The sequence below is a fragment of the Streptomyces sp. NPDC048392 genome (assembly GCF_043200575.1).
GTDB lineage: Bacteria > Actinomycetota > Actinomycetes > Streptomycetales > Streptomycetaceae > Streptomyces.
Window position 1 is genome coordinate 14,685 of the sequence record NZ_JBICYB010000032.1, and the last position, 26,854, is coordinate 41,538.

General features: G+C 70.1%; 30 protein-coding genes and 1 pseudogene. 10 read left to right on the forward strand and 21 right to left on the reverse strand.

The features are described 5' to 3' along the window. Nucleotides 1-60: 60 nt before the first annotated feature. The 8 genes from ACGFYH_RS29865 to ACGFYH_RS29900 form a co-directional block, all read right to left on the reverse strand. Entirely contained in the window at nucleotides 61-621 is a 561-nt protein-coding gene (locus tag ACGFYH_RS29865) for a nitroreductase (RefSeq protein WP_393806290.1), read from the reverse strand. Next, nucleotides 618-1,892: a cation:proton antiporter gene (locus ACGFYH_RS29870; protein ID WP_393806291.1), complete on the reverse strand. Its 1,275-nt coding sequence runs from the start codon at nucleotides 1,890-1,892 to the stop codon at nucleotides 618-620. Before ACGFYH_RS29870 ends, ACGFYH_RS29865 begins: the two co-directional genes overlap by 4 nt. Before the next feature lie 73 nt (nucleotides 1,893-1,965). After that, a complete protein-coding gene (locus ACGFYH_RS29875) occupies nucleotides 1,966-2,832 on the reverse strand; it encodes a dimethylarginine dimethylaminohydrolase family protein (protein WP_393806292.1) in 867 nt (288 codons plus the stop codon). Between the two features lie 132 nt (nucleotides 2,833-2,964). Then, nucleotides 2,965-3,252, reverse strand: coding sequence for a GFA family protein (locus tag ACGFYH_RS29880; protein ID WP_393806293.1), 288 nt, complete (start codon nucleotides 3,250-3,252; stop codon nucleotides 2,965-2,967). Nucleotides 3,253-3,407: 155 nt separating this feature from the next. Beyond that, nucleotides 3,408-3,557 carry a hypothetical protein gene (locus ACGFYH_RS29885; protein WP_393806294.1) on the reverse strand — a complete coding sequence of 50 codons (150 nt, stop codon included), beginning with the start codon at nucleotides 3,555-3,557 and terminating at the stop codon, nucleotides 3,408-3,410. A gap of 32 nt (nucleotides 3,558-3,589) precedes the next feature. Beyond that, entirely contained in the window at nucleotides 3,590-3,922 is a 333-nt protein-coding gene (locus ACGFYH_RS29890) for a hypothetical protein (RefSeq protein ID WP_393806295.1), read from the reverse strand. Beyond that, nucleotides 3,919-4,251, reverse strand: a complete 333-nt coding sequence (locus tag ACGFYH_RS29895) for a hypothetical protein (protein WP_393806296.1) — start codon at nucleotides 4,249-4,251, stop codon at nucleotides 3,919-3,921. Before ACGFYH_RS29895 ends, ACGFYH_RS29890 begins: the two co-directional genes overlap by 4 nt. A gap of 19 nt (nucleotides 4,252-4,270) precedes the next feature. Then, nucleotides 4,271-4,654, reverse strand: coding sequence for an ArsR/SmtB family transcription factor (locus ACGFYH_RS29900; protein WP_393806297.1), 384 nt, complete (start codon nucleotides 4,652-4,654; stop codon nucleotides 4,271-4,273). A 124-nt stretch (nucleotides 4,655-4,778) separates the two neighbouring features. On the opposite strand from ACGFYH_RS29900, the gene merA reads away from it, so the two are divergent. The 3 genes from merA (at nucleotide 4,779) to merB (ending at nucleotide 7,384) form a co-directional block, all read left to right on the forward strand. Then, entirely contained in the window at nucleotides 4,779-6,209 is a 1,431-nt protein-coding gene (gene merA / locus ACGFYH_RS29905) for a mercury(II) reductase (RefSeq protein ID WP_393806298.1), read from the forward strand. A 17-nt stretch (nucleotides 6,210-6,226) separates the two neighbouring features. Continuing rightward, the gene (locus tag ACGFYH_RS29910; protein WP_393806299.1) at nucleotides 6,227-6,670 is read left to right on the forward strand and encodes a MerR family transcriptional regulator; all 444 of its coding nucleotides are present in this window, start codon (nucleotides 6,227-6,229) and stop codon (nucleotides 6,668-6,670) included. Nucleotides 6,671-6,742: 72 nt separating this feature from the next. Continuing rightward, complete coding sequence (merB, locus tag ACGFYH_RS29915) at nucleotides 6,743-7,384, forward strand: organomercurial lyase MerB (protein ID WP_393806300.1); 642 nt, start codon at nucleotides 6,743-6,745, stop codon at nucleotides 7,382-7,384. A 299-nt stretch (nucleotides 7,385-7,683) separates the two neighbouring features. Here merB and ACGFYH_RS29920 read toward each other — a convergent pair whose 3' ends face one another. The 3 genes from ACGFYH_RS29920 to ACGFYH_RS29930 all read right to left on the reverse strand — a co-directional run bounded on the left by ACGFYH_RS29920 (nucleotide 7,684) and on the right by ACGFYH_RS29930 (nucleotide 9,282). Then, nucleotides 7,684-7,950 (reverse strand): GFA family protein, encoded by a 267-nt coding sequence (locus tag ACGFYH_RS29920; protein WP_393806301.1) that lies wholly within the window; start codon nucleotides 7,948-7,950, stop codon nucleotides 7,684-7,686. Nucleotides 7,951-8,397: 447 nt separating this feature from the next. Then, nucleotides 8,398-8,712 (reverse strand): DMT family transporter, encoded by a 315-nt coding sequence (locus ACGFYH_RS29925; RefSeq protein ID WP_393806302.1) that lies wholly within the window; start codon nucleotides 8,710-8,712, stop codon nucleotides 8,398-8,400. 426 nt (nucleotides 8,713-9,138) lie between these two features. Then, nucleotides 9,139-9,282 carry a hypothetical protein gene (locus ACGFYH_RS29930; RefSeq protein ID WP_393806303.1) on the reverse strand — a complete coding sequence of 48 codons (144 nt, stop codon included), beginning with the start codon at nucleotides 9,280-9,282 and terminating at the stop codon, nucleotides 9,139-9,141. Nucleotides 9,283-9,592: 310 nt separating this feature from the next. Here ACGFYH_RS29930 and nhaA point away from each other — a divergent pair, with 310 nt between their 5' ends. The 3 genes and pseudogenes from nhaA (at nucleotide 9,593) to ACGFYH_RS29945 (ending at nucleotide 11,379) form a co-directional block, all read left to right on the forward strand. After that, entirely contained in the window at nucleotides 9,593-10,843 is a 1,251-nt protein-coding gene (gene nhaA, locus ACGFYH_RS29935; protein ID WP_393806304.1) for a Na+/H+ antiporter NhaA, read from the forward strand. Beyond that, on the forward strand, nucleotides 10,828-11,007 hold the full coding sequence (locus ACGFYH_RS29940; protein ID WP_393806305.1) for a hypothetical protein: 180 nt from the start codon (nucleotides 10,828-10,830) through the stop codon (nucleotides 11,005-11,007). Before nhaA ends, ACGFYH_RS29940 begins: the two co-directional genes overlap by 16 nt. Next, a pseudogene (locus tag ACGFYH_RS29945) lies at nucleotides 11,004-11,379 on the forward strand (fluoride efflux transporter FluC). The gene ACGFYH_RS29940 and the pseudogene ACGFYH_RS29945 overlap by 4 nt, the downstream one beginning before the upstream one ends. Nucleotides 11,380-11,534: 155 nt before the next feature. Here ACGFYH_RS29945 and ACGFYH_RS29950 read toward each other — a convergent pair. Both ACGFYH_RS29950 and ACGFYH_RS29955 read right to left on the reverse strand, forming a co-directional pair. Beyond that, nucleotides 11,535-12,350, reverse strand: coding sequence for a TSUP family transporter (locus ACGFYH_RS29950; RefSeq protein ID WP_393806306.1), 816 nt, complete (start codon nucleotides 12,348-12,350; stop codon nucleotides 11,535-11,537). Between the two features lie 263 nt (nucleotides 12,351-12,613). Beyond that, a complete protein-coding gene (locus tag ACGFYH_RS29955; protein ID WP_393806307.1) occupies nucleotides 12,614-14,116 on the reverse strand; it encodes a SulP family inorganic anion transporter in 1,503 nt (500 codons plus the stop codon). Nucleotides 14,117-14,515: 399 nt separating this feature from the next. Here ACGFYH_RS29955 and ACGFYH_RS29960 point away from each other — a divergent pair, with 399 nt between their 5' ends. From ACGFYH_RS29960 to ACGFYH_RS29975, 4 genes are all read left to right on the forward strand, one after another. After that, nucleotides 14,516-14,956, forward strand: a complete 441-nt coding sequence (locus tag ACGFYH_RS29960) for a MerR family transcriptional regulator (RefSeq protein ID WP_393806308.1) — start codon at nucleotides 14,516-14,518, stop codon at nucleotides 14,954-14,956. A gap of 35 nt (nucleotides 14,957-14,991) precedes the next feature. Further along, a complete protein-coding gene (locus tag ACGFYH_RS29965) occupies nucleotides 14,992-15,804 on the forward strand; it encodes a heavy metal-responsive transcriptional regulator (RefSeq protein WP_393806309.1) in 813 nt (270 codons plus the stop codon). Then, nucleotides 15,801-16,115, forward strand: coding sequence for a hypothetical protein (locus ACGFYH_RS29970; protein ID WP_393806310.1), 315 nt, complete (start codon nucleotides 15,801-15,803; stop codon nucleotides 16,113-16,115). The genes ACGFYH_RS29965 and ACGFYH_RS29970 overlap by 4 nt, the downstream gene beginning before the upstream one ends. Before the next feature lie 128 nt (nucleotides 16,116-16,243). Continuing rightward, on the forward strand, nucleotides 16,244-17,209 hold the full coding sequence (locus ACGFYH_RS29975) for an arsenic resistance protein (protein ID WP_393806350.1): 966 nt from the start codon (nucleotides 16,244-16,246) through the stop codon (nucleotides 17,207-17,209). Nucleotides 17,210-17,419: 210 nt separating this feature from the next. Here ACGFYH_RS29975 and ACGFYH_RS29980 read toward each other — a convergent pair whose 3' ends face one another. Genes ACGFYH_RS29980 through ACGFYH_RS30015 form a run of 8 tightly spaced genes read right to left on the reverse strand, consistent with a single transcriptional unit; the run spans nucleotide 17,420 to nucleotide 26,746 of the window. Next, on the reverse strand, nucleotides 17,420-17,827 hold the full coding sequence (locus ACGFYH_RS29980) for a hypothetical protein (protein WP_393806311.1): 408 nt from the start codon (nucleotides 17,825-17,827) through the stop codon (nucleotides 17,420-17,422). Beyond that, a complete protein-coding gene (locus tag ACGFYH_RS29985) occupies nucleotides 17,824-19,965 on the reverse strand; it encodes an integrase (protein ID WP_393806312.1) in 2,142 nt (713 codons plus the stop codon). Before ACGFYH_RS29985 ends, ACGFYH_RS29980 begins: the two co-directional genes overlap by 4 nt. After that, on the reverse strand, nucleotides 19,962-21,695 hold the full coding sequence (locus ACGFYH_RS29990; protein WP_393806313.1) for a hypothetical protein: 1,734 nt from the start codon (nucleotides 21,693-21,695) through the stop codon (nucleotides 19,962-19,964). Before ACGFYH_RS29990 ends, ACGFYH_RS29985 begins: the two co-directional genes overlap by 4 nt. Further along, on the reverse strand, nucleotides 21,692-23,242 hold the full coding sequence (locus ACGFYH_RS29995) for an integrase (RefSeq protein WP_393806314.1): 1,551 nt from the start codon (nucleotides 23,240-23,242) through the stop codon (nucleotides 21,692-21,694). Before ACGFYH_RS29995 ends, ACGFYH_RS29990 begins: the two co-directional genes overlap by 4 nt. 30 nt (nucleotides 23,243-23,272) lie before the next feature. After that, on the reverse strand, nucleotides 23,273-23,398 hold the full coding sequence (locus ACGFYH_RS30000; RefSeq protein ID WP_267881977.1) for a hypothetical protein: 126 nt from the start codon (nucleotides 23,396-23,398) through the stop codon (nucleotides 23,273-23,275). Continuing rightward, complete coding sequence (locus ACGFYH_RS30005; RefSeq protein WP_393806315.1) at nucleotides 23,398-24,228, reverse strand: DUF3865 domain-containing protein; 831 nt, start codon at nucleotides 24,226-24,228, stop codon at nucleotides 23,398-23,400. The genes ACGFYH_RS30000 and ACGFYH_RS30005 overlap by 1 nt, the downstream gene beginning before the upstream one ends. Continuing rightward, complete coding sequence (locus tag ACGFYH_RS30010; protein ID WP_393806316.1) at nucleotides 24,225-25,550, reverse strand: JmjC domain-containing protein; 1,326 nt, start codon at nucleotides 25,548-25,550, stop codon at nucleotides 24,225-24,227. The genes ACGFYH_RS30005 and ACGFYH_RS30010 overlap by 4 nt, the downstream gene beginning before the upstream one ends. Nucleotides 25,551-25,600: 50 nt before the next feature. Next, nucleotides 25,601-26,746: an inosamine-phosphate amidinotransferase 1 gene (locus ACGFYH_RS30015; protein ID WP_393806317.1), complete on the reverse strand. Its 1,146-nt coding sequence runs from the start codon at nucleotides 26,744-26,746 to the stop codon at nucleotides 25,601-25,603. Nucleotides 26,747-26,854 lie beyond the last annotated feature (108 nt).

The following is a 26,854-nucleotide window of genomic DNA, read 5'->3' on the forward strand; positions in this document are numbered from 1 at the left end:
GGTCAGCCCCCGGAAGAGACCGCGGTCGTGGAGGTCGACGAGTCGGCAGGCTCAGCCGCCTCAAGACCAAGTCATCTTGCCGCGGACGTCGCACGGTGCGCGCATTTTGATGACCTCATACGCCGGCCGCGTCCCGACGTACAGCCAGCCCAGGAGCTGTTCATCGTCGTCGATGCCGAGGTACTTGCGGACCTGGAGCGCCTGGACGGCGCCGCCTGTGCGCCAGATCGACGCGAAGCCGTGGCTGTGCAGGAGAAGCGACAAGGTGGTGACCATGCCAGTGGTGGCGGCCAGTTGCTCCCACTCGGGGATCTTCGGGTGGTTGGGCCTGGGCCGGTGCACGATCGTCAGGAGCAGGGGCGCACGCATGGGCTTGCCAGCGGCGCGGCGGGCTTGTTCCGGTGTGGCGGTGGCTTCTGCGAGCGCGTCGCCGAGTCGGCCCCGCTCGTCGCCGCTTACTGCGACCAGCCGCCAGGGGCGAAGCCGCCCGTGGTCGGGTGCGGTGGCCGCGGCCTGGACGAGGCGCTCCAGGTCGGCGGGGCTGGGGGCGGGCTCGGTCAGGCGGGGCGCGCTGCGCCGGGTGAGGACCGCATCCAGGACCGGGTTCGGGGATCGGGTCATCGGATCGCCTTTCGGGCCGGGGCGCGCTCGGGATCGTCATGCGGTGCTGGCGGGGTCATCCGCGGGTCGTCACCGGCCACGCGGCGGAGGATCGGGGCGGTTGCCGCGGTGGTGATGACGGTCATGATCACCAAGAGGGTGAACAGAGGCTCGGTGATGACGCCGGTCTGCAGGCCGATACCCAGGACGACGAGTTCGGTCAGGCCGCGGCAGTTCATAAGCGTGCCGACTGCGGCCGACCAGCGCCAGTCGGAGCCGGTGAGCCGGGCGGCGCCGGCAGCGCCGCCCCATTTGCCGACCACGGCGACGGCGAGGATGGCCGCGCCCCAGCCCCACTGTCCGGTGGGCAGAGCGGAGAAGTCGGTGTGCAGGCCGGCGTCGACGAAGAACAGCGGCAGCAGGAGCGGCAGGACGACGGCGCGGATGCGCGCGGCGCTGCGCTCGACGACCGGCAGGCCGCGTGGGGCGGCGGCTCCGAACAGGAACGCGCCGAAGGCGGGGTGCACGCCGATCTGGTCGGTGGTGTAGGCGCTGAGGCACAGCCCGGCGAAGAGGAGGGCCAGGACGAGTTCGTCGCCGGTGCGGCCGGCGCGCTCGAGCAGGGTGCGCAGCAGGGGGCGTACGAGGGTGAGGCCGACGGCGAAGGCGGCAGTGAGGGCAAAGGTGGCCAGGGCCGACAGGGCGGTGCCGGTGCTGGCCAGGGCGATGGCGGCGGTGAGCAGACACCAGGCGAGGGCGTCGTCGGTGGCGGCGCAGGCCAGGGCAAAGGTTCCCAGGGGCGTGGTCTCCAGGCCGCGGTCGGCGAGGATCCGTGCGAGGACCGGGAAGGCGGTGATGCTCAGGGCGGCGGCCACGAACAGGGTGAACGGCAGCCGCCCGACGCCGTCTGGGGCGAAGTGCGGGTAGAGGGCGGCGGCCAGTGCGGCGCCGAGGGCCATGGGGAGCAGGAGCCCGGTCAGGCTGACCGCAGCGACAGCGCTGCGGGTGCTGCGCAGGCTGCGCAGGTCGAGTTCCAGTCCGATCAGGAACAGAAACGCCAGGAGGCCGAGGGTGCCCAGGGTGGAGGTGACGGGGAGAACCGAGGGCGGCAGGAGGTACTGCTGGACGGGGGGTGCGAGCCAGCCGAGCAGCGAGGGACCGAGGAGGATTCCGGCCAGGATCTCGCCGATGACCGGCGGCTGTCCGAGCAGCCTGACAGCCCGCCCGCCGGCCTGGCAGGCGAGGACCACGACCGGGACGGCGAGAAGCACGGGCAACAGCGCGTCGGACACGACAGCTCCAGAAGTCGGGCGAGAGACCGCACGGGCGGCGCGGCGGCCTGGCGGGGCGGGAACCGGGGGTGGATCAGGCGCGGATCAGTGGCAGGGTGGTACAGCGCAGCGAGCCGGGGATTCGCGTGACCTCGCTGTAGTCGACGGCGAGGACCTCGAGTCCGCGTGCGGCGAGCTGCCCCGCGATGCGGTCGCTGCCGGCGGTGACGATCACGGTGTCCGGAGCGATCGCCAGGACGTTGGCCTGGACGGCGCGCGCTTCTGCGTCGGTGACGTCCACAAGGTCGAAGTGGTTCTCGAAAAAGCGCTGTTCGGCGTGCGGGAAGACGTCCCGGTGAAGGAGAGCGGTGCCGGGCGCGACGATGGTGAAGTGGTCGTCCAGATGGACGATGCCGCGGGTGGCGAAGCGGACCGGGCGGACCTCACGGTCGACGCCGTGGTGGGACAGCGCCCGCTGCAGTGCTGCCAGACCCGCGGGGGACGTCTCTTCGCCGAGGCCGACGAGGACAGTTCCGGTGTGCAGGGCGACGTCTCCGCCCTCGATGGTGCCCTCGTCCAGGCGGGCGACGTGCGGGGCGCCGGTCAGCAGCGGGGTGAGAGCGTCGGCCTCGGGGCGCCGGTGCGTGGCGTTCAGGCGTGCCATGACCAGGAGGTGGTCGATGACGAAGGCGATGTCGCGGGGGTAGTGCTGGACCGGGCAGCCCGGCGCGGCGCCGAGGAGGGTCACCTCGGTGCCGCGGCTTCGGAGGAGGTCGATCAGGGTGTCCTGCTGGGTACGGACGGTGGCCGGGTCGTACGGCTGCCAGGAGCTGGTGGTCTTCTGGCGGGTCAGGACGGGGTGGATGTCGGGACCGTCGAGGTCGGGGGTGACGTCGCTCGCGTAGCGCATGGCGACGTGGCGCAGGGTGCCGTACTCGCTGGTGGCGTGAGGGGTGAGCACGATGGGTCTCCTGGGCGGGGTGCGGGACGGGCCGTCGGAGGTGAGCCGGACGGGGCGCAGACGGTCCCAGGAGGGTGCGGGTCCGGGGGCCGGCAGGGTCAGGGCTGCTGGCCCCCGGAGGTCTCGCGGGTGTCAGCCGACGGGGCTCTTCTTCTGGGTGTCGGGGACCTGGTCCAGCCAGTGCACGGCGTCGCCGCGGAAGGACTGGTTGACGGGGACGAGGTCGTCCCCGGTGGTGTCGTCCAGGGCGGTGACGACGATGCCGAGCTCGGGGACGTCGCTGTCGATCGCCGCGAGGCGGCTGCCGCAGTTCGGGCAGAAGCCGCGCTGAGCCTCGCCCTCGAACGTGGTGTACCAGGTCGGCTCGACGCCGCCTGTCCAGGTGACGTTCTCGGGAGCGAAGCCCGCCCACCACATCATCGGTCCGCCGCCGAGCTTCTTGCAGTGCGGGCAGCTGCAGGTTTCCCTGTCAAGTCCTTGTGTTCACGACTTGTGCCTCCTCAGCATGGTGGCGCGCGGTGGTGGCTGTGGAAGGGATGGGACGGCCACCCAACGGTCTGGACGAGCGGTTCCTGTCAGGTCGACTGTGCCTTGTTCACCGGCGTGATGTAGGCCGCTTCGATGAAATTGATGAACCTGTTCGCGTTCCCGGCGCCGAGCATGTTCCCGATGCGGCGGAACATGTGGCGGGCGGCTCTCAATTCATCACCGACCCGGTGCTCCACTCACCCAGATTCTTCGTAGCCGCCCGGAATTCTCAACGTCCTGGGATGTGGTCTAACGCTTTCGTCTCGGTAGGCGTCGACGGCCAGAATTCGTCTAGGAAGTAGACCAGCACCTTTCTGGACTCGCTCCGGTTGAGCATCCCCTGGACGTCGTGGACTGCCGCGCGGCACTCGCAGAGTTCTCCGTCGTTGCCGTCGAGTGTGGTGACGGCGGCGCCATCCTTCACGGCGGAATTGCTGGAGCCCGTGGCGGAGTTGGTGGCCGTGGTGTCTGCGCCGCAGGCCGTCAGGGCGAGGGCGAGGGCGAGGGTGAGGGCGGCTGCGGCGGCGACGGCGAGGACCGTACGGCGGGGCGGGCGCGTCATCGGTGGTGCGGGCCTTCCTTGGAGGCCGGGTCCGTGCGGTGGTCCCGGTCGGCCGGAGTGGTGGGGGCGGAGGCAGGCGGGCAGCACGCCTTGCCACGGGTGCGGCGGCGCACGATCACGGTGACGGCCGCGGCGGCCAGGAGCACGGCGGCGGCGATCACCCAGGGGCTGGAGAGCCAGGCGCCGATCCCGGCGAGGGCGCCGGCGGCGATCAGGGCGGGAGCGGCGCAGCAGACGATCACCAGCAGGGCGGCGCCGGTCCCGGCGGCGGCCATGCCGGGGCCGGAGCGGTTCGGATCACGCTGCTTGGGGGGACGGGGAGCGGGCATGGCGGTCTGTCCTTGCTGTTCAGGCACGGTCGGCCGACGGGATGCGCGGGCAGCAGTCCAGCGCGGCGGCATTGTCCGCGGCCAGTGAGCGGGCCAGCAGCACCAGGTCGGCCACGCGCGGGTCGCCGACGGAGTAGCGCAGCTTCTTACCGTCGCGGCGGGCGGTGATGTAGCCGCAGTCCGCGAGGCAGGACAGGTGCACCGAGACCCTCGGCTGGGAGATGCCGGCGTGCTCGACGCAGTCCGCGGAGGTGCGCTCCCCGCGCAGGATGAACTCCAGGAGCTTGAGCCGGGTGGGGTCGGACAGGGCCCTGAAGAAGCGGGCGGTGGTGTCCAGGTGGGTGCACGCGATGTCGGTGTGGGCGGCCGGGCCGAGGGATGCGGGGGCGGGGGTGGATGTCATGGGCAGTCCCTTTCCACATGCTTCTATTCGCCTAACCGCATAGTATGGTGACAGTCTGGTATTCGGCAACCCGCATAGAAAACCTGGGGCCCCGTAGCCCGGCCCGCAACGAGGAGGCAGCACAATGACCGGTACGCGTTCCGGATTCGATCTGGCCGTGATCGGCTCGGGCTCGGCGGCGTTCGCCGCCGCCATTGCCGCCCAGAACAAGGGCAGGAGTGTGGTGCTCGTCGAGCGCGGCACGACCGGCGGCACCTGTGTGAACGTCGGCTGCGTGCCATCCAAGGCATTGCTGGCCGCTGCCGAGGCCCGCCACGGCGCCCAAGCGGCGGACCGGTTTCCCGGCATCGCCGCCGGCGCGGGCCCGGTCGGCTTCCCGGCCCTGATCAGCGGCAAGGATGCGCTGGTGGCCCAGCTGCGGGCGGAGAAGTACACCGACCTCGCGGCCGGGTACGGCTTCGAGATCGTCCACGGCTCCGCCGCCTTCACCGACGGGCCTGCCCTTCAGGTGGCGCTGAACGACGGCGGCACCCAGCGCATCGACGCCGACCACTACCTGATCGCCGCCGGCTCCGCCCCGTGGGCGCCGCCCGTCGACGGCCTGGACGAGGCCGGGTATCTGACCTCCACCACCGCGATGGAGCTGGGCCACCTGCCGGAGTCGATGGTCGTGGTGGGCGGCAACGCGGTCGGCCTGGAGCAGGCCCAGCTCTTCGCCCGCCTCGGCACCCAGGTCACCATCATCGAGGCCCTGGACCGGCTCGCCCCGTTCGAGGAACCCGAGATCTCCGCGGCCCTCGAAGCAGTCCTCGCCGAGGAGGGCATCACCGTGCACACCGGCACGGCCCTGGTCGCCGTGCGCCGCGACGAGACCGGCTACACCCTCACCGCCACCAGAGGCGACAGGCCGGACATCGAGCGGCGGGCCGAGCAGCTGCTGATCGCCACCGGCCGCCGCCCGGTCACCACCGGACTGAACCTGGACGCGGTCGGCGTGAAGACCGGGCCGCGCGGCGAGATCATCGTGGACGAATACCTGCGCACCACCGCCGAGCGGATCTGGGCCGCTGGGGACGTCACCGGCCACCCGCAGTTCGTGTACGTCGCCGCCGCGCACGGCACCCTCGTCGCCGACAACGCCCTGGACGAGGCGGAGCGGACCCTGGACTACACGGCGCTGCCGCGGGTCACCTTCACCAGCCCCGCCATCGCCTCGGTCGGAATGACCGACAACCAAGTGGCCGAGGCCGGCATCCCCTGCGACTGCCGCACCCTGGACCTGGCGTACGTGCCGCGGGCCCTGGCCAACCGGGACACCCGCGGCCTGGTCAAGCTCGTCACCGATGCGCGCACCGGGCGTCTGCTCGGCGCGCACGTGCTCGCCGATGGTGCCGGCGACATCATCACCGCCGCCACCTATGCCATCACGGCGCAGATGACCGTTGACCAGCTCGCCCACACCTGGGCGCCGTACCTGACGATGGCCGAAGGGCTCAAGCTCGCGGCCCAGAGCTTCACCTCGGACGTTGCCAAGCTGTCCTGCTGCGCCGGCTGACAGACCGGAGACTGATCATGAACGTGAAGCGGACGCGGCCGATGACCGTCGGTGAGCTCTCCCGGCGCACCGGTGTCCCGGTCAAGACGCTGCGCGAGTACACCGACCTGGGGCTGATCTACACGCTGGGCCGCAGCCCGGCCAACTACCGGCTGTTCACCGCCGATGCCCTGTGGTGCGTGCGGTGGATCGGCGAACTGCGTGGCCTCGGGCTGACCGTCGCCGAGATCCGCGAACTGACCACCGCCTACCTGGAGCGCACCGGCCAGCCGTTCGGCCCGGCGTTGGCGGAGCGGCTGGAGGCGGCCCGAGAGCGGCTGAGGGCCCGCATCGCCACCGCCGAGCAGAGCCTCGCCAGGATCGATGCGTTCGAGAAGACGCACCGCGCCGACCTTGCGGACGCGGGCGGGAGCGGGGACTGCTGGGCGGGCGACCCGAGGGGAGGCAACATCCGGGCTTGACCCTCACCCCGGGGTCAGACCCTACGGTCCAGGTATCGGACACACCCATCCACAACCCCGGAGGGAACCGCCGTGGACACCGACACCCAGCAGTTCGCCACCCGCTTTGTCGCATCCCTCACCAGCTCCCCCGGCCTGCGGATGTGGCTGGTAAGGCCGCTGCAGACGCTGCTGGCCACCGGCGAGCCGGTCACCATCCCCGCTCTCGCCGATCAGGCCGGCCGCCCCGAAGCCGAGATCCGCGAGGCGCTGGCCGCGATGCCGGACACCGAGTACGACGCGGAGGGCCGCATCATCGGCTTCGGCCTCACCTTCAACCCCACCCCGCACCGCTACGAGACCGGCGGCCACACCTTCTACACCTGGTGCGCGCTGGACACCCTGGCCTTCCCCGCCGTCCTCGGCCACACCGCGAAGGTGACCTCCCCGTGCCGGGCAACCGGAGAACCAGTCCGCCTCACCGCGACGCCCGAGGGACCCATCGACGTGGAGCCGACCACGGCCGTCGTCTCCCTGGTCGCCCCCGACGCGCCGACGACCGTCCGCAGCTCGTTCTGTAACCAGGTCCACTTCTTCGCCAGCGCCGACGCCGCGAAGGACTGGCTGGCCGAGCACCCCGACGCGCGGGTCCTGCCCGTAGCCGATGCCTTCGAGGCCGGGCGACCGGTCATCGAGCAGATCCTGGCCGGCAGTACCTCCGACGGCTGCTGCTGACACCGCCAGTGGGCGTGGCCGGGCAGGTGCCCCACACAGCCGCCCGGCCCATCCCCGTTAGCCCCTGTTGTCGGCCGGCACCTCGGTGGTCCCGATGGCCTGTTTGCCGAGGGCGGTGAACTGCAAGGGATGGCCTCGGCCGGCGCGCCGCTGCGTAGATCAAGGACAGGATCAGCACGACTGCGAGCGAACGATCGGACAGGGGTTCGTCTCACCGTGCTGTGCCGTGGGCCGGACAAAGGCCACCGTCAGGAAGAAAGGGACGGGCGAAAGACGAACCTACACCAGTGGACGGGCGGTCAACCGGCCGTGCTGTGCTCGGTCTCCGGCACCGGGGGCAGCCAGTGCACGGCGTTGTCGCGGAAGGACGCGTGAATCGGCACGAGGTCTGGGCCGGTGGTGTCGTCGAGGGCGGTGACGTTGATGCCGATCTCCGGGATGTCGCTGTCGATCGCCGCCAGGCGGCTGCCGCAGTGGTGGCAGAAGGCGCGCTTCGCCTCGCCCTCGAAGGTCTCGTACCAAGTCGGCTCGCTCTCGCCCGTCCAAGTGACCGTCTCGAACCCCACCCACCACATCACCGGAGTGCCGCCTAGCTTTTGGCAGTGCCCACATGCACAGGTGTGAGGGAAAGTTGCCGGACCTCGGGTGGTGAAACGGATGCGGCCGCACAGGCAGCCGCCGGTACGTGCCTCGGCTCCTTCGGCTCCCTGAGCGTCGGCGGCGGGGGTGGCGTTCATCAGGTGATCTCCCGGGCGCAATGGGCAAGTTGAGCCCATCAGTGTGCCATCGCTTCCATGATCGCCAGGACGCTGTTGGCGGCTCTGGCCGCGGGCGCCGATCGCCGAGGCGTCACAGGCCGGGGCGCCGAAACCGTGGCCGAGAGGCGTCCGAGGGCGCGGACGGTCCATCGGGCATCGCGCCAGGGGCACAGTGCCTGTCCGGACCTCCGGGGTGGCGTGCCGAACCCGACGAACTTGTCCGGAGTCTTGTCAGCAGGCCAACCGATGCCCTGCTCAGTGCAGGAGCTTGAGCCCGACCACTCCAGCCACGATCAGGAACAGACAGCCCAGCCGTGCGAGGGTGGCCGGTTCGCCGAGCACGGTGATGCCGTAAGTGGCGGTCCCCACAGCACCAATTCCCACCCACACCGCATATGCGGTGCCCACCGGGATGGTGCGCACCGCATAGGCCAACCCCGTCATGCTCACCACTACGCCCACCAGGAACACCACGGTGGGCCACAACCGCGTGAAGGTCTGGGACCGCTCCAACGCAGCCGCATAGACGACTTCCACCACACCTGCAATGGCCAACGCGACCCAGGCCACCGAACCTCCTTTGACGGCGCCGGTCACATTCCCAGCTCACGGTCGACCTTTGTCCCGGTAGCCCCGACGAGGGCACTGTATCCGCCTCTATTGCGCCGTCACTGCGAGGAGCCAGCGGCCTCCGTGCGGGGCCCCGGACTGGCAGGCGGAAGGATCTGCGTCCCCCTCTGGTCGCGCCGGCAACGGTAGTTTCCGACCAGGGTTCTCCCTCCACCGTTTCATCTGATGAAAGATTCCATCGGATGAAATCGACGGAGGGTGAGCACGGATGATGTACCGAGACGTCTCCGTGCCGGGGCCGCTAGCCTGCGCCTGTGAGCGGACTGCGTCACACCAGCCCATTGAGCTGCGGCTTCAGGTTGGCGAAGGGTCTGACTGCGTCGGCGTGCACCGCGCCCCGCCGGTGATCGTCACGCCCGGTTCCGCCTACGACAGGCTCGGCCTGCCGAGCGAGGCCGAGCGTCCAGCCTGCCTGGTGTCCTCGCCGCAGGCGACGTCATCGACCACACCTACTGCCAGTCCGTCGCTGCGCCTGTGCCGGTACTCGAACACGGCCGTTGCCTTGGACACGCACGAGTTCGCGAAGGTCGGTGCTTGTTAGGCTGGCGCTTAAGATCGGAGACCATGCAGAGGAGGGGCACGCTTATGCGCGACCGTCCTCCTGTCTCCTTCGCGGGGCAGATCGCCACTCTTGCTCGTGTTGAGCCGCTGGAGCGGCGCCCGATCGGTACGAACGGGTACGTGAGCACGTGGGGCGCGGTCATGAGCGTCTGCCCACCGAAGGGCTGCTGAGCCCACCGCCTTCTTGCGCGGAGGCGCACCACCGGCCGGAGGCCGGTGTGCTGTCAGGCCCCTTCGTCCTGCTGGAGACGTCTCTTTCATGTCTGCTGTTTCGCGGATCACTGCTGCCCTGCGCTCGGATGCGGTCAGCGGTTCGCTCCTGATCGGTGCTGCCGTGCTGGCGCTGGTCTGGGCGAACTCGCCCCTGTCCGGCTCCTACGAGTCGCTGCGCTCCTTGACCTTCGGCCCCTCTGCCCTGCACCTCGATCTGTCCGTGGGGACGTGGGCGGCCGACGGGCTGCTGGCGGTGTTCTTCTTCATCGTCGGCAACGAGCTGAAGCAGGAGCTCGTCCACGGCGAGCTGCGCGACCCGCGCCGGGCCGCGCTGCCGATCGCCGCCGCCATCGGCGGTGTCGCCGTGCCCGCCCTGGTCTTCCTGGCTGTCAACGCCACCGCGGGCGGTGAGGCGGCCGGCGGGTGGGGCATTCCGATGGCCACCGACATCGCCTTCGCCGTGGCCGTCCTCGCCGTGGTCGGCCGCCACCTGCCCACGCCCCTGCGGACGTTCCTCCTCACCCTGGCAACCGTCGACGACATGTGCGCGGTCCTGGTGATCGCCGTCGCCTACACCACCGGCCTCGACTTCACGATGCTCGCGCTCGCCGCCGTCGGCCTGCTCGTCTTCGGCTACCTCCAGAACGGCAAGGGCCGGGCCGTGACCCGGGTGCGGGGCGTGGTGCCGGGGTGGCTGCTGTTCGGCCCGCTGGCCGTGGTGGTCTGGGCCCTGATGCACGCCTCTGGGGTGCACGCCACGATCGCGGGCGTCGCCATGGGCCTGCTGATGCGCACCCGTACCCGCGGCGGGGAGACGGTCTCGCCCTCGCACCGGACGGAAGAGGTCCTGCGGCCGTTCTCCTCCGGGATCGCGCTGCCCGTCTTCGCGCTGATGTCGGCCGGGGTCTCCCTGTCCGGCGCCGGCGGCTTCTTCACCTCCACCATCACCTGGGGAGTCCTCGCCGGGTTGCTGGCCGGGAAGTTCGTCGGGATCTTCGGTGCCACGTGGCTGACGAACCGGTTCACCAGCGCGCACCTCAACCCGCAGCTCGCCTGGCCGGACATCGCCGGGATCGCCGTCCTCGGCGGGATCGGGTTCACTGTTTCCCTGCTGATCGCTGAACTTTCCTATACCAGCGAGGCGCACCTGACCGATGCCAAGGGGGCGATTCTGCTCGCCTCCTTCGCCGCGTGTGTGCTGGCCGCCGTGGTACTGGGACGCCGCAGCCGTCACTACGGGCGCCTCGCCCCGTACCACGTGGACGGACCCGAGGATCAGGCGTGGACGCGGGCCTGATCGCCCCGGCCGTGATCGTCGCGGCCCTGGTCGTGCGCACCGCTGTCGCTGAACTTCGCAGCCCCGGCAGCGCCGGCCGGGCCTTCGCCGCGATCTGGGCCACCGCCGCACTCACCCGCCTCGCCGTGCTCCCGCACGCGGGCGGAGAACCGGAGCGGTCATGAACTGGCTGATGGTCATCCTCGGCGCGATCTTCGGTGCCCCCCTGCGCTACCTCACCGACCGCGCCGTCCAGGCCCGCCACGACACCGTCTTCCCGTGGGGGGACCTTCAGCGTCAACGTCGCCGCCTGCGCCGGCCTCGGCTTCCTCACCGGCGCCACGACCGCCACCACCGTCCCCGAAGCGCTACAGCACCTCATCGGCCCGGGCCTGTGCGCGACGCTCAGCACCTACTCCACCTTCTCCTTCGAGAGCCTGCGCCTGGCGGAAACCGGAGCGAAGTACTTCGCCGCGGCCAACGCGGTCGTCAGCGTTTCCGCCGGCCTGGGCGCAGCCGCCCTCGGCGGCGCACTGGCCGGCTCCTTGCTCCAGTGATCGCAGACCGGGGTCACGCGGAGTGTCGGTGGACAACGATGGGCGGGGCAGCGACGCAGGAGGCGGCCCAGATGTGGGCCTCGGAGAGGGTGACGCTGTGGGTCCGCTGTGTAAAGGAGAGAGGCTGTGCCGGGTGCAGAGCAGCGCCGAGGCTGTCAGTCGTGGCGGGCGAGCTTGACAGCGGAGATGAGCAGGATCACGGCCAGCACGGGCATGAGTACCAGGTCCGGGAACACGCCGAGGAGCAGTCCGCCGAGTACTGCCCCGGCGACGGAGCCTGCGGCCATGACCAGGGTGAAGCGGAGGTTGGCGCCGAGGACGGCGAAGCTGCCGTCGCGGCTGTATCGGGCGAAGGCCACCAGCATCGTCGGCAGTGACACCAGCAGGGAAAGGCTTCCTGCGGTCTTGATGTCCTCGCCGAACAGCAGCACGATCGTGGGGATCAGCAGCTCGCCTCCGGCCACACCCATGATCGCCGCGACCACGCCGATGCCGAAGCCGGCCACGATGCCGCTGGGCACCTGAGCCCACAGGGGCAGTGCGAGTGTCCCCAGGGTGGTGGTGTGCGTGACGACCAGCGCAGCGGCCATCAGCACCATCAGCGCCGCCAGGACCTTGTAGAGGGTGGCGGTGCGCATGCGTACCGCCCAGCTCGCTCCCATCCAGGCACCCGCCAGGCTGCCGGCCAGCAGGTTGACGGCGACGGGCCAGCGTGCGGCCACCTCGGCGGCCGGGACCGCTGCCAGCCGGGCGGGCAGCGCGACCAGGACCACGACGAGACTCATCGCCTTGTTCAGGATGACGGCCGAAAGCGCGGCGAATCCGAAGAGGCCGATCAGCAGCGGCAGGCGGAACTCCGCGCCACCCAGCCCGACCATCCCGCCCAGAACGCCGATGGCCGCTCCCGCACCGAACACCACGGGCGCCGGCTGGGTCGAGCGCAGAGAAGCGACGTTGTGGCCAGTAGTCATGACGGGCATCTTCCCTGGTGGCCGCCCCTGTGGCTACGGCGCGACTCCACCTTCGGGGGAAAGCACCGGGGGCACGCTCAGGGTTCGTCCGGTTCTCTGAAAACCGGCATCGCTCCCGAGCCGTCACGCGTTCACCGCATCGTCCCGTGCTGCCGGCGGTGAATATCTGGCAGGGGTCACCGGCGGCAGGCGGCCGTCCCGTCGGTGGACAACGGCGAGGACCCCGGCCGCGGCCGGGGTCCTCGCTATGCGGTAGCGGGGGGTCAGTGGCTGGTGAGTTCGCCGGTGAGCTTGCCGTGGAGGTCGGCGCTGAGGTTGTTCAGGCCGGTGATCTCCACCGTCTTGCCGCGCTGGGCGTATTTGGTCTCGATGGCGTCGAGTGCGGCGACGGAGGAGGCGTCCCAGATGTGGGCTTCGGAGAGGTCGATGATGACCCTGTCGGGGTCGGCGGCGTAGTTGAACTGGCCGACGAGGTCGTTGGAGGAGGCGAAGAACAGCTCGCCGGTCACGGAGTACACCACCGAGGTGCCGTCGGGGTCGGTGATGGCGGAGACGCGGGCGAGGTGGGCGACGCGCTTGGCGAAGATGACCATCGCGGTGACCGAGCCGACGACGACGCCGATGGCGAGGTTGTCGGTCGCGACGACGCAGATCACGGTGATCACCATGACGGCGATCTCCCCCGTGGGCATCCGCTTCAGTGTCTTGGGGGCGATGGAGTGCCAGTCGAAGGTCGCGAAGGCCACCATGACCATGACGGCGACCAGGGCGGCCATGGGGATGTCGGAGACGACCGGGCCGAAGACGATGCACAGCACCATCAGGAACGAGCCCGCCAGGAACGTGGAGAGGCGGGTGCGGGCGCCGGACACCTTCACGTTGATCATCGTCTGGCCGATCATGGCGCAGCCGCCCATGCCGCCGAGGAATCCGGTGACGATGTTGGCGATGCCCTGGCCGATGGACTCGCGGGTCTTGGAGGAGTGGGTGTCGGTGATGTCGTCGACGAGCTTCGCGGTCATCAGCGATTCCATCAGGCCGACCAGTGCCATCGCGAAGGCGTACGGGGCGATCGTCGTCAGGGTGTCCATGGTGAACGGCACGTCGGGGAGACCTGGGACCGGAAGCGAGGACGGCAGGTCGCCCTTGTCGCCGACGGTGGGCACGGCGATTCCGGCCGCGACCGTGATGACGGTGAGGATGACGATGGAGACGAGCGGTGCCGGGATCACCTTGGTGACCTTCGGGAAGAACACCATGAGCGCCAGGCCGCCGATGATCAGCGGGTATACGGCCCAGGGCACGTCGTGCATCTCCGGCACCTGCGCCATGAAGATCAGGATGGCGAGGGCGTTGACGAAGCCGACCATCACGCTGCGGGGCACGAACCGCATCAGCTTCGCGACGCCGAGCGCGCCGAGCGCGACCTGGATGACACCGGCGAGGATCACGGCGGCGATCATGTAGCCGAGACCGTGCTCATGGTTGAGGGGCGCGATGACGAGGGCGATGGCGCCGGTGGCGGCGGAGATCATCGCGCGCCGTCCGCCGACGATGGAGATGGTGACGGCCATGGTGAACGAGGCGAACAGGCCGACCGCTGGGTCGACCCCGGCGATGATCGAGAACGAGATCGCCTCGGGGATCAGGGCGAGGGCGACGACCAGGCCGGCCAGGACCTCGGTGCGCCAGACCTTCGGATCGTTCAGCCAGTCGGGGCGCAGGCCGCGCAGGCGCGCGGCGGGAGTCACAGCAGCAGAAGACAAGGAGATGCGTACCTGTCGTACTCAGGCACACCCCGCCGGCAGGCTGAGGCGTGCGGGAAGGACGCGCAGGGGCCGGACGGCACCCCGCGGACGACCCGCAGGGCGGGCCGGAAGTCATGGGGAGGACGGATGCCGGGCCTGGCGCGGGGCGCCGTCGGCTCACATCCAGGGGCGAAGGGTCACGGCGGGCAGGCGGCGGCGATGGGCGTCATGGGCTCGCGCACGCTTCTCTCCTGCAAGAATCGGGATCTTCGCCGGGGGCGCCATCGGCCCCGGAACGGCAGTAGCGAGGCAGCTGGGCCGCCCTCGCCATTATCAACTCTACCCTAACGTTAGAGTAGAGGCTGGTGGGGTCGCACAGGACGCGGGCCACTGCGACGCGAAGGGCCAGGCACGGACGTGGACGACAAGCACATGCAGATCGGCGAAGTCGCCGCACGGACAGAGCTGTCTCTGCGCACCATCCGGCACTACGAGGAGACCGGCCTGGTCATCCCCTCCGCCCGCTCCCAGGGCGGCTTCCGCCTCTACACCGAGACCGACGTCGCCCGGCTCATGGTCATCCGCCGCATGAAACCGCTCGGCTTCACCCTCGACCAGATGCGCGACCTCCTGGACGCCACCGATCGCCTCGACAGCGGCGAGGCCCTCGATAGCGACGAGCGCGAGAACCTGCTGGACCGTGTGCGCGTCTACGAGCAGGCTGCAATGGAGCAGGTGGAGAAGCTGCGCGTCCAGCTCGCCCGCGCAGAGGACTTCGCCGCCACCCTCGGCGCCCGCCTGGAGCCGAACAGCCTCGCGGCCCTCCCCGAGCCCATAGCGCTACATATTCCGGCTTGACCTTCGAGTCGGGTCGAAGGTTTACCGTCGGCTGTGTGACGAGCTACCGCATATCGCAGCTGGCCGAGCGCTCCGGCGTTCCGGCTACGACGCTGCGCTTCTACGAGGAAACCGGTTTGCTGCCCGCCGACCGCACGCCGTCCGGGTACCGGATGTACGGCGAGGATGCGGTGGAGCGTCTGGCCTTCATCTCCTCGGCCAAGCTCCTGGGGCTGGCCCTGGAAGAGATCCGCGAACTCCTCGACATTCGCGAGGATGGGGTGTGCGCCTCCGTGCGGGCGCGGATGCTGCCGCTGGTCGCGGGCCGGATCGCTGAGACGGACGGCCGGATCGCCGAGCTGCGCGCGTTCTCCGCTCACCTGGCCGGCGTCCACACCGACTTGTCCGGCCCTGCGCCCGCGGGGGCGTGCGGGCCTGACTGTGGCTGCACCACGACCGGCCCGGCGCCGGCGGCCGGGCCGGTGCCGGCGGCCGGGCCGGTGCCGGCGGCCGGGCCGGTGCCGATCACGTTGTCGCCGACCCGTTTGTCCCCGGACGCCGAGTCGTGGCGGGACGCCCCGGTCGCCTGCACCCTCGGTGGCGCCGAGCTGGGCGAGCGCACCGAGCAGTGGCAGCGGCTGGTGGGCAAGGCCGATCACTGTGAGGAGATCGACGACGGCATGTGCCTGACCTTCCCCGCCGGTGCGGAGCTGGCTGGCGAGCTCGCGGCCCTTGCCGCAGCGGAGCAGGGCTGCTGCGCGTTCTTCGACTTCACCCTGCACCTGACCCCGACCGCTCTCCAGCTGGAGGTGCGGGCGCCCGAGTCCGCCGCCGGGATGCTGGCTGACCTCTTCGGAGCACGCGCATGACCGCCTCCCCTCCTCGTCCATCCCGGCCCTGGGGCACGCTCGGTGCCGGCGCGGCCGCGGTCGCTGCCTGCGCAGTGTGCTGCGCGGGCCCGCTCCTGGCCGTCCTGGGCGCCATCGGCGTCACCTCGGCGCTCGGCGCGCTCTGGATGCCAGCCCTGGTGGTCCTGGCCGTGGCCGCCGGACTCGGCATCCTCGTCGTACGGCACCGCCGCCGCACAGCCTCCTGCAGCACGGCACCGGTGTCGGCCGACCTCGGGATGCCCACCGTGGGCCCGCCACCGGAGACGGGCGGCAGTCAGGCCGCTCGCTGAGCGGGAGCCACGGCCGGGCCGAGGACGGTGGCCTGTGAGGATGAGAGCACGCCGCCACGAGGCGGCGCGGCAAGTACGAAGGAGCAGTTCGAGTGTCGCAGCAGCAACCGCAGGGCCTGGTCGAGCGGATGGAGCACCACCAGGTCGCGAACTATCTGGGGGCGATGGCCGCCGGCGGACTGCTCGGCTGGATGGCGCCCGGGCTCGGGCCGGGGCTGGAACACGCGATCAATCCGGTCCTCGGCGCGCTGCTGTTCGTCACCTTCCTCCAGGTCCCCGCCGCCGAGTTGCGGCGGTCGATGCGTGACGGCCGGTTCCTGTCCGCCGCGGTGGTGGTGAACTTCGTGGTGGTGCCGCTGGTAGTCGCCGCGATGTTCGTATTCCTGCCCGCCGACCAGGCCGTACGGCTCGGGGTCCTGCTGGTGCTGCTGTGCCCGTGCGTGGACTACGTGATCGTCTTCTCCGGACTTGCCGGCGGCTCCAGCCGCCGCCTGCTCGCCGCCACCCCGGTGCTGCTCGTCGCACAGATGCTGCTGCTCCCGGGATTCCTGTACCTGTTCATGGGCTCGGAGCTCGCCGACATCGTCGAGATCGGCCCGTTCGTCGAGGCGTTCATCGTTCTGATCGTCATCCCGCTCGCCCTCGCCTGGGGCCTGCAGGCGTGGGCAGCGCGCCGCCCGGCCGGACAGAAGGTCTCCGACGCGGCGACCACCACGATGGTGCCGCTCATGGCCGCCACGCTGCTGGTCGTGGTCGCCTCACAGGTCCCCAAGCTCGGCGACAGGCTGGCCGACGTCGCCGTCGTCGTTCCCTTCTACGCGGCGTTCCTCGTCGTGATGGCATTCGCCGGCAAGACCGTGGCCCGCCTGTTCCGACTGGACCCGCCCGCGAGCCGGGCGATCGTCTTCACCGGCTCAACCCGCAACTCCCTCGTCGTCCTTCCCCTGGCCCTGGCACTACCCGGCGATCTGGCCGTCGCCGCGGTCGTCGTGGTCACCCAGACCCTGGTCGAGGTCCTCGGCATGGTCGCCTACGTCCGCATCGTGCCGCGCCTGGTGCCCGCGAGTCAGCCGGCCGGGGCCGCCGCCCGCTGACCTACGCGTAGAGACGATGCCTCAGCTGGTGATCTGCGTGGCGCACAGTGCCCGGCAGCGGCCCGCGTCCAGTCGCGCCGCGCCGAGCCGAGGGCTATGTCCGTGAGTTCAACACCGCCTTCGCCCCCTGGCGGCGCGAGCCGGCCGTACGCGAGTTCATCCACCGGACCCGCAAGGAACTCGGCGTTGCCGCGTAACGGCCTGCTCTCCCTAATCGCCGGACGGGCGGAGCGGGATGACGTTGTCGGGGACAGGCTGGTCTTGGCCATCGGGTTGCCGGAGGATGAGAACGGCTGCCGCGAGGGCTATCTGCTCCGCTCGATGCCGGGCCTTGGCCTCGGCGGCCCGGGAGTCCTTGAGAGCTCCCTTCAGGCGGACCACCTCTTGACGAAGCCGCCTTTCGACCTCCGGCGCCTGGTGCGTTTCCATACGTACCCGCGCGTAGAACTCCTCCTTGAGGTCGGCGTGGCGCTTTTGCAGCGCCATGCGGTGGACACCGGCCTCTGCGGCGAGCGCGACCGCCGTGAGGCTGCCGTTGGAGCGGGTGGGCTGGCCGGCCAGGAGGCGGTCCATGGCCGCGCGGATGCGGGAACGCTCGTCCTCGTGCTGCTGGTTCATGAGATGGCTTCCTCGGCGGACTGGGCGGCGAAGTCGTGGGCGTCGGCGAGAGCGCGGAAGCGGTCGGCGGTCAGGCGAAGCCGGTCGCCCAGGGGCTGGGGCATCAGGGCTGCCTTCGCATCGAGTCGATCAGCGTGCTCTCGTGCCGCCTGCGCGTGCCTGTCGGTGCGGACCGCGTTGCCGCAACCGAGCTGGCAGGCGAACTGGTTGGGTGCCGTCGCCCCGGGATCCGGGTCGCACAGGGCGGTGTCGCGCTTGAAGGCGCAGATGAGGAAGGAGTCCGGGTTGTCGAAGAGTACGAGGCCGTCGCGTGCGAGGAACTTGGCGGCGGCCTTCGGGGTGGTCAGGGCGCCTTCGAAGGCGGGGATCGAAGTGGCTCCGATGAGAGCTCGTCGAGCGGCGGGACCGGAGATCTTCTCGCCGGCCGCTGCGGCGTCGCGCAACCGCGCTGCGGTCTGCGCGGCGGCGAGAGCGGTCTCGACGTCGAGTTCCCCGTGGAACCCTCGACGCTCGCGGTTGCCGTAGCCGGTGGAGGTGCGGGCGTCCAGGGCGGTGCGCATGTGTCCGTACTGGATGGCGAGGGCGACCAGACCGCCGGGGCGGCGGGCGATGTGCCAGGCCAGCGTTCTGCGCAGACGGCTCAGTCCCAGGTTTCCGTGCGGGTCCGCCGGCACCACTTGGGCGGGCAGGCCCTGGGCGGTGGCCTCCTGGTTGATCCACGACACGAAATTCTCGACGCGGCGGCCCAGGCTGGAGCGCTTCAGCGCCCCGTGATGCTTGCGCTGGCCGACGACATCGTGATGGGTGGAGCTGAACAACAACTCGCCCTGGGGGACGATGCGCTCCAGAACCCGGATGGCGTTCACGACGGGAGTGATCGCGACCCAGGGGACGGCGCGCTCCTCACCAGCGGAGATGTGGTGGCCGTCGGAGTCGCGGACGTTCTTGTAGTGGTGGGATCGGATCAGATGCCGCGGCATGGAGCCGTCCTCGTTGGGTTCCGGATCGGGGCAGCAGCCGGACCGCAGCGATTGGGCCTCCTGGGGGCGCATCCCGGTGAGATACAAGATCACGATGGCGGCGGCGGTGGCCAGGTGCTGGATCAGGATCGGTGTCTCCTCGTAGTCCATGAACTCGCGCCAGGGGCGCCCCTCGATCCGGCCCGTCACCGGCACCGGCATCGGGCTGCGGCCGGGCCGCCGGGCGACGAGCACACGGAGCCCGCGCCGAGTAGCGAAGTCGTGGACCTGGTTCCAGCTGGCTCCCGTGACCGCGGCGACGTAGTGGTGGGCCAAGGTGATGCCGTGCTTTCGGCTCACGGTGGCGGGCAGGAGGGCCCCAGAATCGAGCAGCGGCTGCAGATAGTTCTTGACGGCTGCCAGGCCCCCTCGGGTGCTCGGTGTGGCCTTCACGCGAGCGTGCATGCGGCGGCGCTCGGTCCAGGCGGCCAGGATGTCGTCGGAGAAGTCCTCGACCAGGCGGATCGACCAGGTCAGCAAGGGGCCGATCACGGTCGGGTCCAGCGGCTCGGTCTTGTTCTCGCCGCCCGCCTCTCCCGTCGCGGCCGGCAGGTAGTCGTCGATGCCCTCGCTCTCCCAGGGCGGCTGCGTAATGCCGCAGGGGCTGACGGACAGCTGGTCGAAGGCCCACAGGTCCGAGAGCCAGCGCAGAATCGTCTGGGCGTGATCGCGCGTGCAGCCGCTGGTGCACTTGGCGGCGTACGCCTTCCAGTGCTCCACGGTGCAGTCGCTGAGCTGGGAGACCTCTTGCCGGTCGAGCCAGCGCGCGAACTTCAACCACTGCAGGATGTTGTCGCGCATGCTGATCACGCCGTCGCGTCCCCGGTTCTGAAAGCCTCGTTCCTGTACGTAGGTGGGGCGCAGTTCACCGTTGATCAGGATCCAGATGAGGCGCCTGAGCTCGCTTCGCAGGGAGGCGGGGCACCTCTTCAAATTGATCTTGTGGAGGCTGTCCCCGGGATTGTCGGTCAGCGGTCCCATCGACCAGACGTCGTCGTTGTAGCGGGAGTTGGGGTGGGTGTTGCCGGCGCTGATCCACCGGTCCAGGACCACCGGGCTCTCCGGCCCCGGCAGGGGAAGGATGTAGGGATCGGCCTCGAGGGTCAGAGCTGTCGTCACGGGGCGAGGTCTCCCTTGAGCAGGTGGTCGACGATCATTTGGTCGCGGTCGGTGATCCGGGCCAGAGCGGCGTCCCAGGTGCTCTCGTTGACCTTTGTCCGCAGGTCATCGAGTCGCTGGAGGTGTTCGTCCCATCGCTTGCGCCAGAGTTTCTCCGGCCAGCTGGAGCGGAGCGATATCAACTGGCGGCGCAGGAGCGCGAGGCGTGGGTGGTGGCCGGTGTGGACCCGGGCGTTCTCGCAGGACAGACAGAGCAGGAAGTCGGCACCGCAACCGCCGCTCGGGTCCGGCCAGGGGCTGGTCTCCTCGTCCGCGCAGTCCGCGGTCGCGGTCTCCTGGTGGGCCACGTCGGCCGTGTTCGCAAGACGCCCCTTGAAGGTGTAGTCGCGGGCCTGTTCGTGGGCCTCCTCGGCGCCGGCCGCGATCACGTCCACGGCGGCCTCCTGCACGTTCTCGTCGGGCAGGACGTAAACGCTCTCGTGGGTGCCACGTTTGTGCTGCAGCGGCTTGCCCGTGGTGGTGACGGTGGTCCTGCGAGCGCGTTGGAACGGCGAGCCGATCTTGTGACTCCTCGCCCATACTCGGGCGTCGGCCTTGGACACCCCGAAGCACAGCGGGCCGACGTTCCGGGGCCGGTCCAGATTGGAGTCCACGTCAGTACGGCGCCGGTTGCGCGCGACCATCAGCAGGTCGTGGCCGGGTGACAGGGAGGCGGCCAGGGCTCGCCCTTGCTGCGTGGCTTCCAGAGCCTGGGTGATGAGCCGGCCGGGCGAGTCCGCGCCGGAGTCGGTGTAGTTCTCCGTGTCGAACCAGCGCCCCTCGCCCGAGCGGCGCTTCTCCACCAGTACCTCGTAGGTGACCGTGGCGGGATCTCCCGCGGACGGGGTGGTGACGGGCACGTGCATACGGTCGTAGACCGACAGGTTCCAGCCGTAGCGGTCCGTCATCATCACGGCCAGGGCCGTCAGTTCCGCCCGGCTCAGGAACAGCCGACCCGTAGTCTTCCCGCGGTTCTTTCCGCGCAGCAGCCCTTCGGCTCGGGTGTAGACCGTCCCACTTTTGTCCGGGTATCCGGGCAGTTCGCCCGTGGCGGCGATGTGCTCGAGGGCCACCCCGATCCTCCAGTCACGGCTGTCCGGGGCCAGAGCACCCGCCCGGTAGCGGGCGAGCAGCTCGGTGTTCTCCCGGATCCGCAGCAGCGCGGCCCGGAACTGCCGTTCGGCGGCCAGCAGCACCTGGTCGCGCTCCGACGGCCGGTAGGACTGCTTGGACGGCTTGCCCTTCTTCGGAACGGGGCGGGCCAGTTCCTCTGCAGCCAGGCCCTGCGCCAGCCGCGGCTCGCGCTTCAGTAGCGTACGCATCTTGCCCAGGGCCTCGCGCCCGCCGGGAGTGTCCTTGTGGTTGTTGCGCCAGAGCCGGAGCGTGGCAGAGGTCAGGTCGTCCAGGTCCTCGGCCGGCTGGCCCTGGTCCTTGAGGAACCGGGCGAAGACCTCGATAGATCGCCAATATGACTCACCGCTCGCGTGGCTGTTCCATCCCATGGACTGCGCGGCGAACGCTCGCGCAAGGGAGCAGCGCATCGGCTGGGGCACGGCGATCGCGGCGAAGTCGAAGACGCGCTTGAAACCTTCCTTGTTCACGACGGTGGCCTGCAGTCCGTCGGCGGCTATCCGCTCGGTTGCCTGGAAGTCGGGCGGCGGCAGGACAGCTTTGCGCCCCCGCCCGCTCACGATGCCGCCGCGACGGGCAGGGCGTCGACCAGCAGCTCGATATCCTGGATCCCGGAGGTTTCCCGGGCCAGCTGGGCGAACAGGCCGTTCAGATCCTTCGTCCGGTCCCTCTCGCCGTGCTCGCCCTCGGCATCGAAGGCGAGGATCGACTCCAACTGCATGTGCATGACCGGGTTGAGGTAATGCTCCTTCGTCGTCTCGACGTCCCGGTGCCCCAACAAGGTCTTCACCAGCCACCACGGGTCGCCGTAGAGCCGAGCGAAGTCGCGCCGGTCTGCGGCGGTCAGCCCGTACTTCTTGTCCATGAGCTCGTTCAGCACGATCAGCATGTAGAGCGCCATGGAGTGGCGCGCGGCATGCGGGCTCGCGTACGGGGCCTTCCCCCGTACCGCAGCCGACCTCAGCGGGCGCGGGATCTCTCGCTCCTCCGGCGTCAACAGAGCTTCCTCGCACCGCTGATTGGCCTGCCAAAACACCGTGTTCCATCGGTCCGGCAACATCGGCATGCCCTGCTCGGTCAACCACAGCCACGCCGGCTCCGGACCGAGCGGCCCCTCCACGAACAGCCACTGCCGCTCACGCCAGTCCAGCAGGGTCAACTCCCGTCGGCCTGCCACGCCGTCCCGGTCCACCCAGTGCACGACCGGAGCCCGGCCGTGCGTCACATTCGTGACCAGCCGCATCAGCGGCAGCTCCTCGTAACGGCCCTCCTGCTGGGCACGCTGGATAGCCCACGTCCGCTCGGACTCGCTGTAGGCACCGAGCTGACGCACCGACTCGACCGAGGTGTAGTAGGTGCGGTCACGCTTCGACCGCGACAGGGCGCGAGCTACCTGGCCATGGCAGTAACGTCCAGACCGAAGGCGCCGGGTCGGCACTTCGAACGTCAGCATCGACCCGGCTTCCTGCCGCCGCAGGCCCGAGCTGAGCGCCAGCCCCACGAACGAGGTGTTCCGCAGTTCGGTTCGTCCGTCCCAATCGGGCAACGGCGCGCCGTCGCGGCCAAGTCCTCGCAGCCCCAGGTCTTGCCACAGACCCCAGGTCCGTGGCGTCAGCCACAACACCCGAGAGCTACGCGCGCTTGCCTCCCGGTCCGCGCGACGCCCCACGTCCAACGGGAGAGGACTCACCTTCGCCCATTTGTAGAGCTGGGTCAGCGCGGCTGCCTCCCGGTTCCACTTCGCACCGCCGACTCGCTGCGGATTCAACGGCGAATCAACACGGAATTCCTTGTACGCCCGCAAGTCCGCGTTGGTCGCCGCCCGCCAGTGAATGCCCCGCCGCCAAAGCCACGACAGGAGCAGCCGAATATCCGTCGCATAATTCCGACGCGATTCTCTCTCCAGGTCGCAAAAATCGGGCGAGAGAGTGAACTGCAACAACTCTGCGTCCACGACGAAATCAGGCCGTACAAATACCGGATCACCCGGCCGAAGCCCCACCGCCTCCAGGGCGGCTGGCAGGTTGCGGACCCCCAGCACCCCCTCCTCCGGCAACGGCCCCCACCGCTCCGGATCCGGCACGAACACCAACCACCACTCGTCCATCTGCCACCCCTGTGAGTCCCTTGAACTCACTCAATCATCAGGGAAGCACAGGTGCGGATAGACGGCCTCGCCCTTAACGGTGAAGCGGATCTTTCCGCACAGGCATCCGCCGGATCGCTCCTGGGCGGCGGCGACGATGTCGGGGGTGGCGTTCATCAGTTCATCTCCGAGGCGCGGTGGGCCAGTTGAGCCCACCAGTGTGTCATCCCCTCCGTGATCGTCAGCCAGCCGTCGAGGGCCTGGGGCAGGTCGATGTGGAAGGTTTCACTCTCCTTGATGAACCTCGCCAGGCCCTCGATGTGGGCGGCCTCGACGCTCATGCCGCCGACCTGGGCCGCCTCGTGCTCGTCGTCGAGGTGGAGTTCGTAGTAGTAGTGCAGGGCCTTGAGCTCGCTGCCGCTGCGGCCGATGGTCAGCTCGCCGTAGCGGTTGGTGATGTCGCGCAGGATCTCGGTCTCGGCGATCGCCACGGCCTCGGTGGCGTAGTAGGCGCCCGCGATGTGGCTGGGCATGTGCGAGCCGACCATCCACTGGTGGAGGTTGACCAGCGTCTCGGTCTCGGGGGCGGGCACGTGGCCGTTGACGAGCAGGCCGAGGTCGGAGAGGAGCGCGTTGGTGTAGAGGACGTAGTGCGCGGGCACCTTGCCGCGCTCGCCGCCCTCCTCCAGGTGGTTGCGGCGCAGCTCGTGCGCGAGCTCGGGGCAGTAGCCCTCCACGGCAGTGGCGGCCGCCTTGAGGTACTGGGCGTTGTAGCGGGCGAACACCGAGAGCTCCTCGATGTACATCCGGGCCTGGCGCTCGTTGAGGCCGGCGGCGCCCACCTTCTCGGCGATCCGCGCGTACACCCAGTCGACCAGCGGGGCCAGGTGCGCGGTGGCCAGGGCGGTGCCGGAGGTGAAGTTGCCCAGCAGGGTGCCGTTGACGGCGCTCTGCGTCTCGGGGTGGGCCTTCAGGTAGGCCTGGACGAGGCTGTTGTCGGGTGTCATGCGTCGGCGTCCTTGGTGTCGTCGGAGGGGTGGGGGGTCAGGTGCAGGCCGCCGGTGGCTCCCAGGGCGCGGACGGCCGTCAGGAGCTCGGCGTTGTCGGGCAGGACGAGGGTGTCGCCGCGGTTGAGGGCGGTGACGGTGTCTCGGTCCAGGCCCGCGCTGTCGAGGGTGATCCCCGGCTGGTGGCCGCGCAGCAGGACCTGGGGGGAGTCGCCGTCGTCGAGCATGGTGGTCACCTGGTAGGGGGCGATCAGGCGGATGCTGGCGCCCGGCGTGACCTGCTCGGGGTCGAAGGCGTCCGCGGCTTCCTGGCGGGAGAAGTCGCCCTCGACGAGTTCCCAGCCGCCGTTGCTCAGCAGGGTGGCCCACCGCTGCTCGGCGTGCTGGCGGGCGGCGCCGCGGACGCGGTCGGCGGCGACGGTCAGCAGTTCGCGGCCCACGCCGGCCAGCCGGTCGGCGACGGCGCCGGGCCCGGCGGCCGTGTCCGCCATCGCGGAGGGCTCGTTGAGCGGGTCGTCGGGCCCGTCCCCGGCCAGGGTGGCGAGGACGTCCGGGATGATGCGGCTCTGCAGGATCCGCGCGTACGGGTAGGTGTACAGCGGCATGGCCACCGAGACGGAGAAGGTGTCCTGGGTGCCGACGTGGAAGACCCGGCGGGGCAGGAAGAGGGCGTCGCCCGGCTCCAGCAGGAAGTGCTCGGCCTCCTCCAGCAGCGCGCGGTAGTCGCCGTAGGTGGGCTCCTTGCCGCCGGTGAGCTTCTCGTACTGCTCGGCGGGCCAGCAGTAGAAGTTCTTGGCGTTGGGGCCGAGGTGGACGAGGAAGGCGTCCTCGTAGCCCTCGTGGATCCCGAAGGCGGTGCCCGCGTAGTTCCCGGCGAAGGCGACCTGCTCGGCGCCGCCCAGCGGCAGGCCCCACCCGTCGATGAGGGACTCGAGGAAGGTCCCGAGGCCGGCGGCGAGGGCGGGGCTGACCGTCTCCAGGTTGTTGACGACCAGGGAGAACCGCTCGGCGCCGGCGAGGTCCTGTATCCACGGCACGAAGGCGTCCACGCCCCCGTCCCAGGACGGGGCGGTCAGCGCCTGGGGCACGAGGTCGTCGCGGCGGTCCTCGCCAACGTAGACGCGGGCGTGCGCCTTGATGTCGGTGCCGGCGGCGTGGGCCCGGCGGATGGCCTCGAACCCTGCCAGGACGTCGTCGGGGCCGGCCGCCGTGGCGGGGATGATGCCCTTGAACAGGAAGGGCGTGGTCCGCCCGGTGGTGTGGTCGGGGAAGGCGCCGGTCCAGAAGGTCCGGTCGGGCGGCCAGAGGTAGGCGGTGTCCATCAAGAATCTCCTGACATCGCGGCGGACTGCCGTGTTCGGGGGCGCCGGGCTCAGCTGAGGTAGTCCTCGGGGCCGCCGCGGCGGACGGTGTCGAGGGTGAAGCAGTGGAAGCCGCCGCCGAACAGCCGCCGGTGGCGGTGACGGACCGGGACGACGGTGAACCCCCGGCGCTCCAGGACCTCGATCAGCTCGGGGTACAGGGAGTTGACGACGACGGTGTTCTCGTCGACGGACAGCAGGTTGATGTCCATGTACCGGCTGCCGATGGGGATGACGAAGCCCAGGTCGCTGTAGTCCGGGAAGTTGCTGTCGTCGGTCTCGGGGGCGTAGATCACATCCCAGGACTGCATGGCCTTGGGCAGGTACTTCAGGTAGGCCGGGGAGCGCAGCAGCATCAGGCCGGGACGCAGCGGGACCAGGACGCTGTCGATGTGGTTGTCGGCCATGGCGTCCAGGCGGTGGAACCGCAGGTCGCGGATGTTGTCCCTTAGCCAGCGCAGGGCGAGTTCGTGATTGTGGTTGGCGACGTTGACCAGGACGTCGCGGCCCAGGCGCATGCACTGCGCGCCGTCGAAGACCATCTCCAGGCCCAGGCCCTCGATCGCGCCGGCGCTCTCGCCGTCGGTGGCGCGGCGGACGTCCAGGTTCTGGCGGGTGAAGTAGGCGGTGTCCAGGGAGTCGCGGGCCAGGGCCGGGCGCGGCATGCTCAGCCAGTTCGCCCCGTCCTGGTAGTAGCGGTAGAAGGCGGGCTTGAGCAGGTCGTTCTCGAAGATGCGGGCGCGGACGTGGGGCGCGGTCTCCACGATGGTGTTGCCGAGGACGATGGTCTGGTCGCGGACGTTGAGCGGCGGGGTGGCCCTGGCGTCCCAGTGCGGGGAGCGGATGTCGATGTCCTTGCCGGGCGCCGCGGGCCGCAGGACCTGCACCCCGCATCCGGTCAGGGCCTCGGCCAGGCCGGCGATGTCCTCGTTGAGCTCGTCGACCAGCTGGGTGGGGATCGGGAGGAGTTCCTCCCCCGACGGGCTGGTGTGCTGACCGAGGACGGGGGCGACGTTGTCGTAGAAGAACAGCCGCCACGAGGTGTCGGTGTGGTGGGCGTCGTAGTGCTCGGCGCGGCCGAGGAGGACTTCGTCGAGCCGGGTGAATTCGTCGAAGCTGTTCAGGGCCGGCGGCGAGGCGGGCGCGGGCTGGGGCATGGTGGGCCGCCTCCTCGGCGGCGGGCGACGGCGGGCCCCTGTCTCCGGCGCGCGGGTGCGCGGCCGGGGTGGGCGGTGCCGTACGGGGTTCGAGGTCGGGCGAGGACG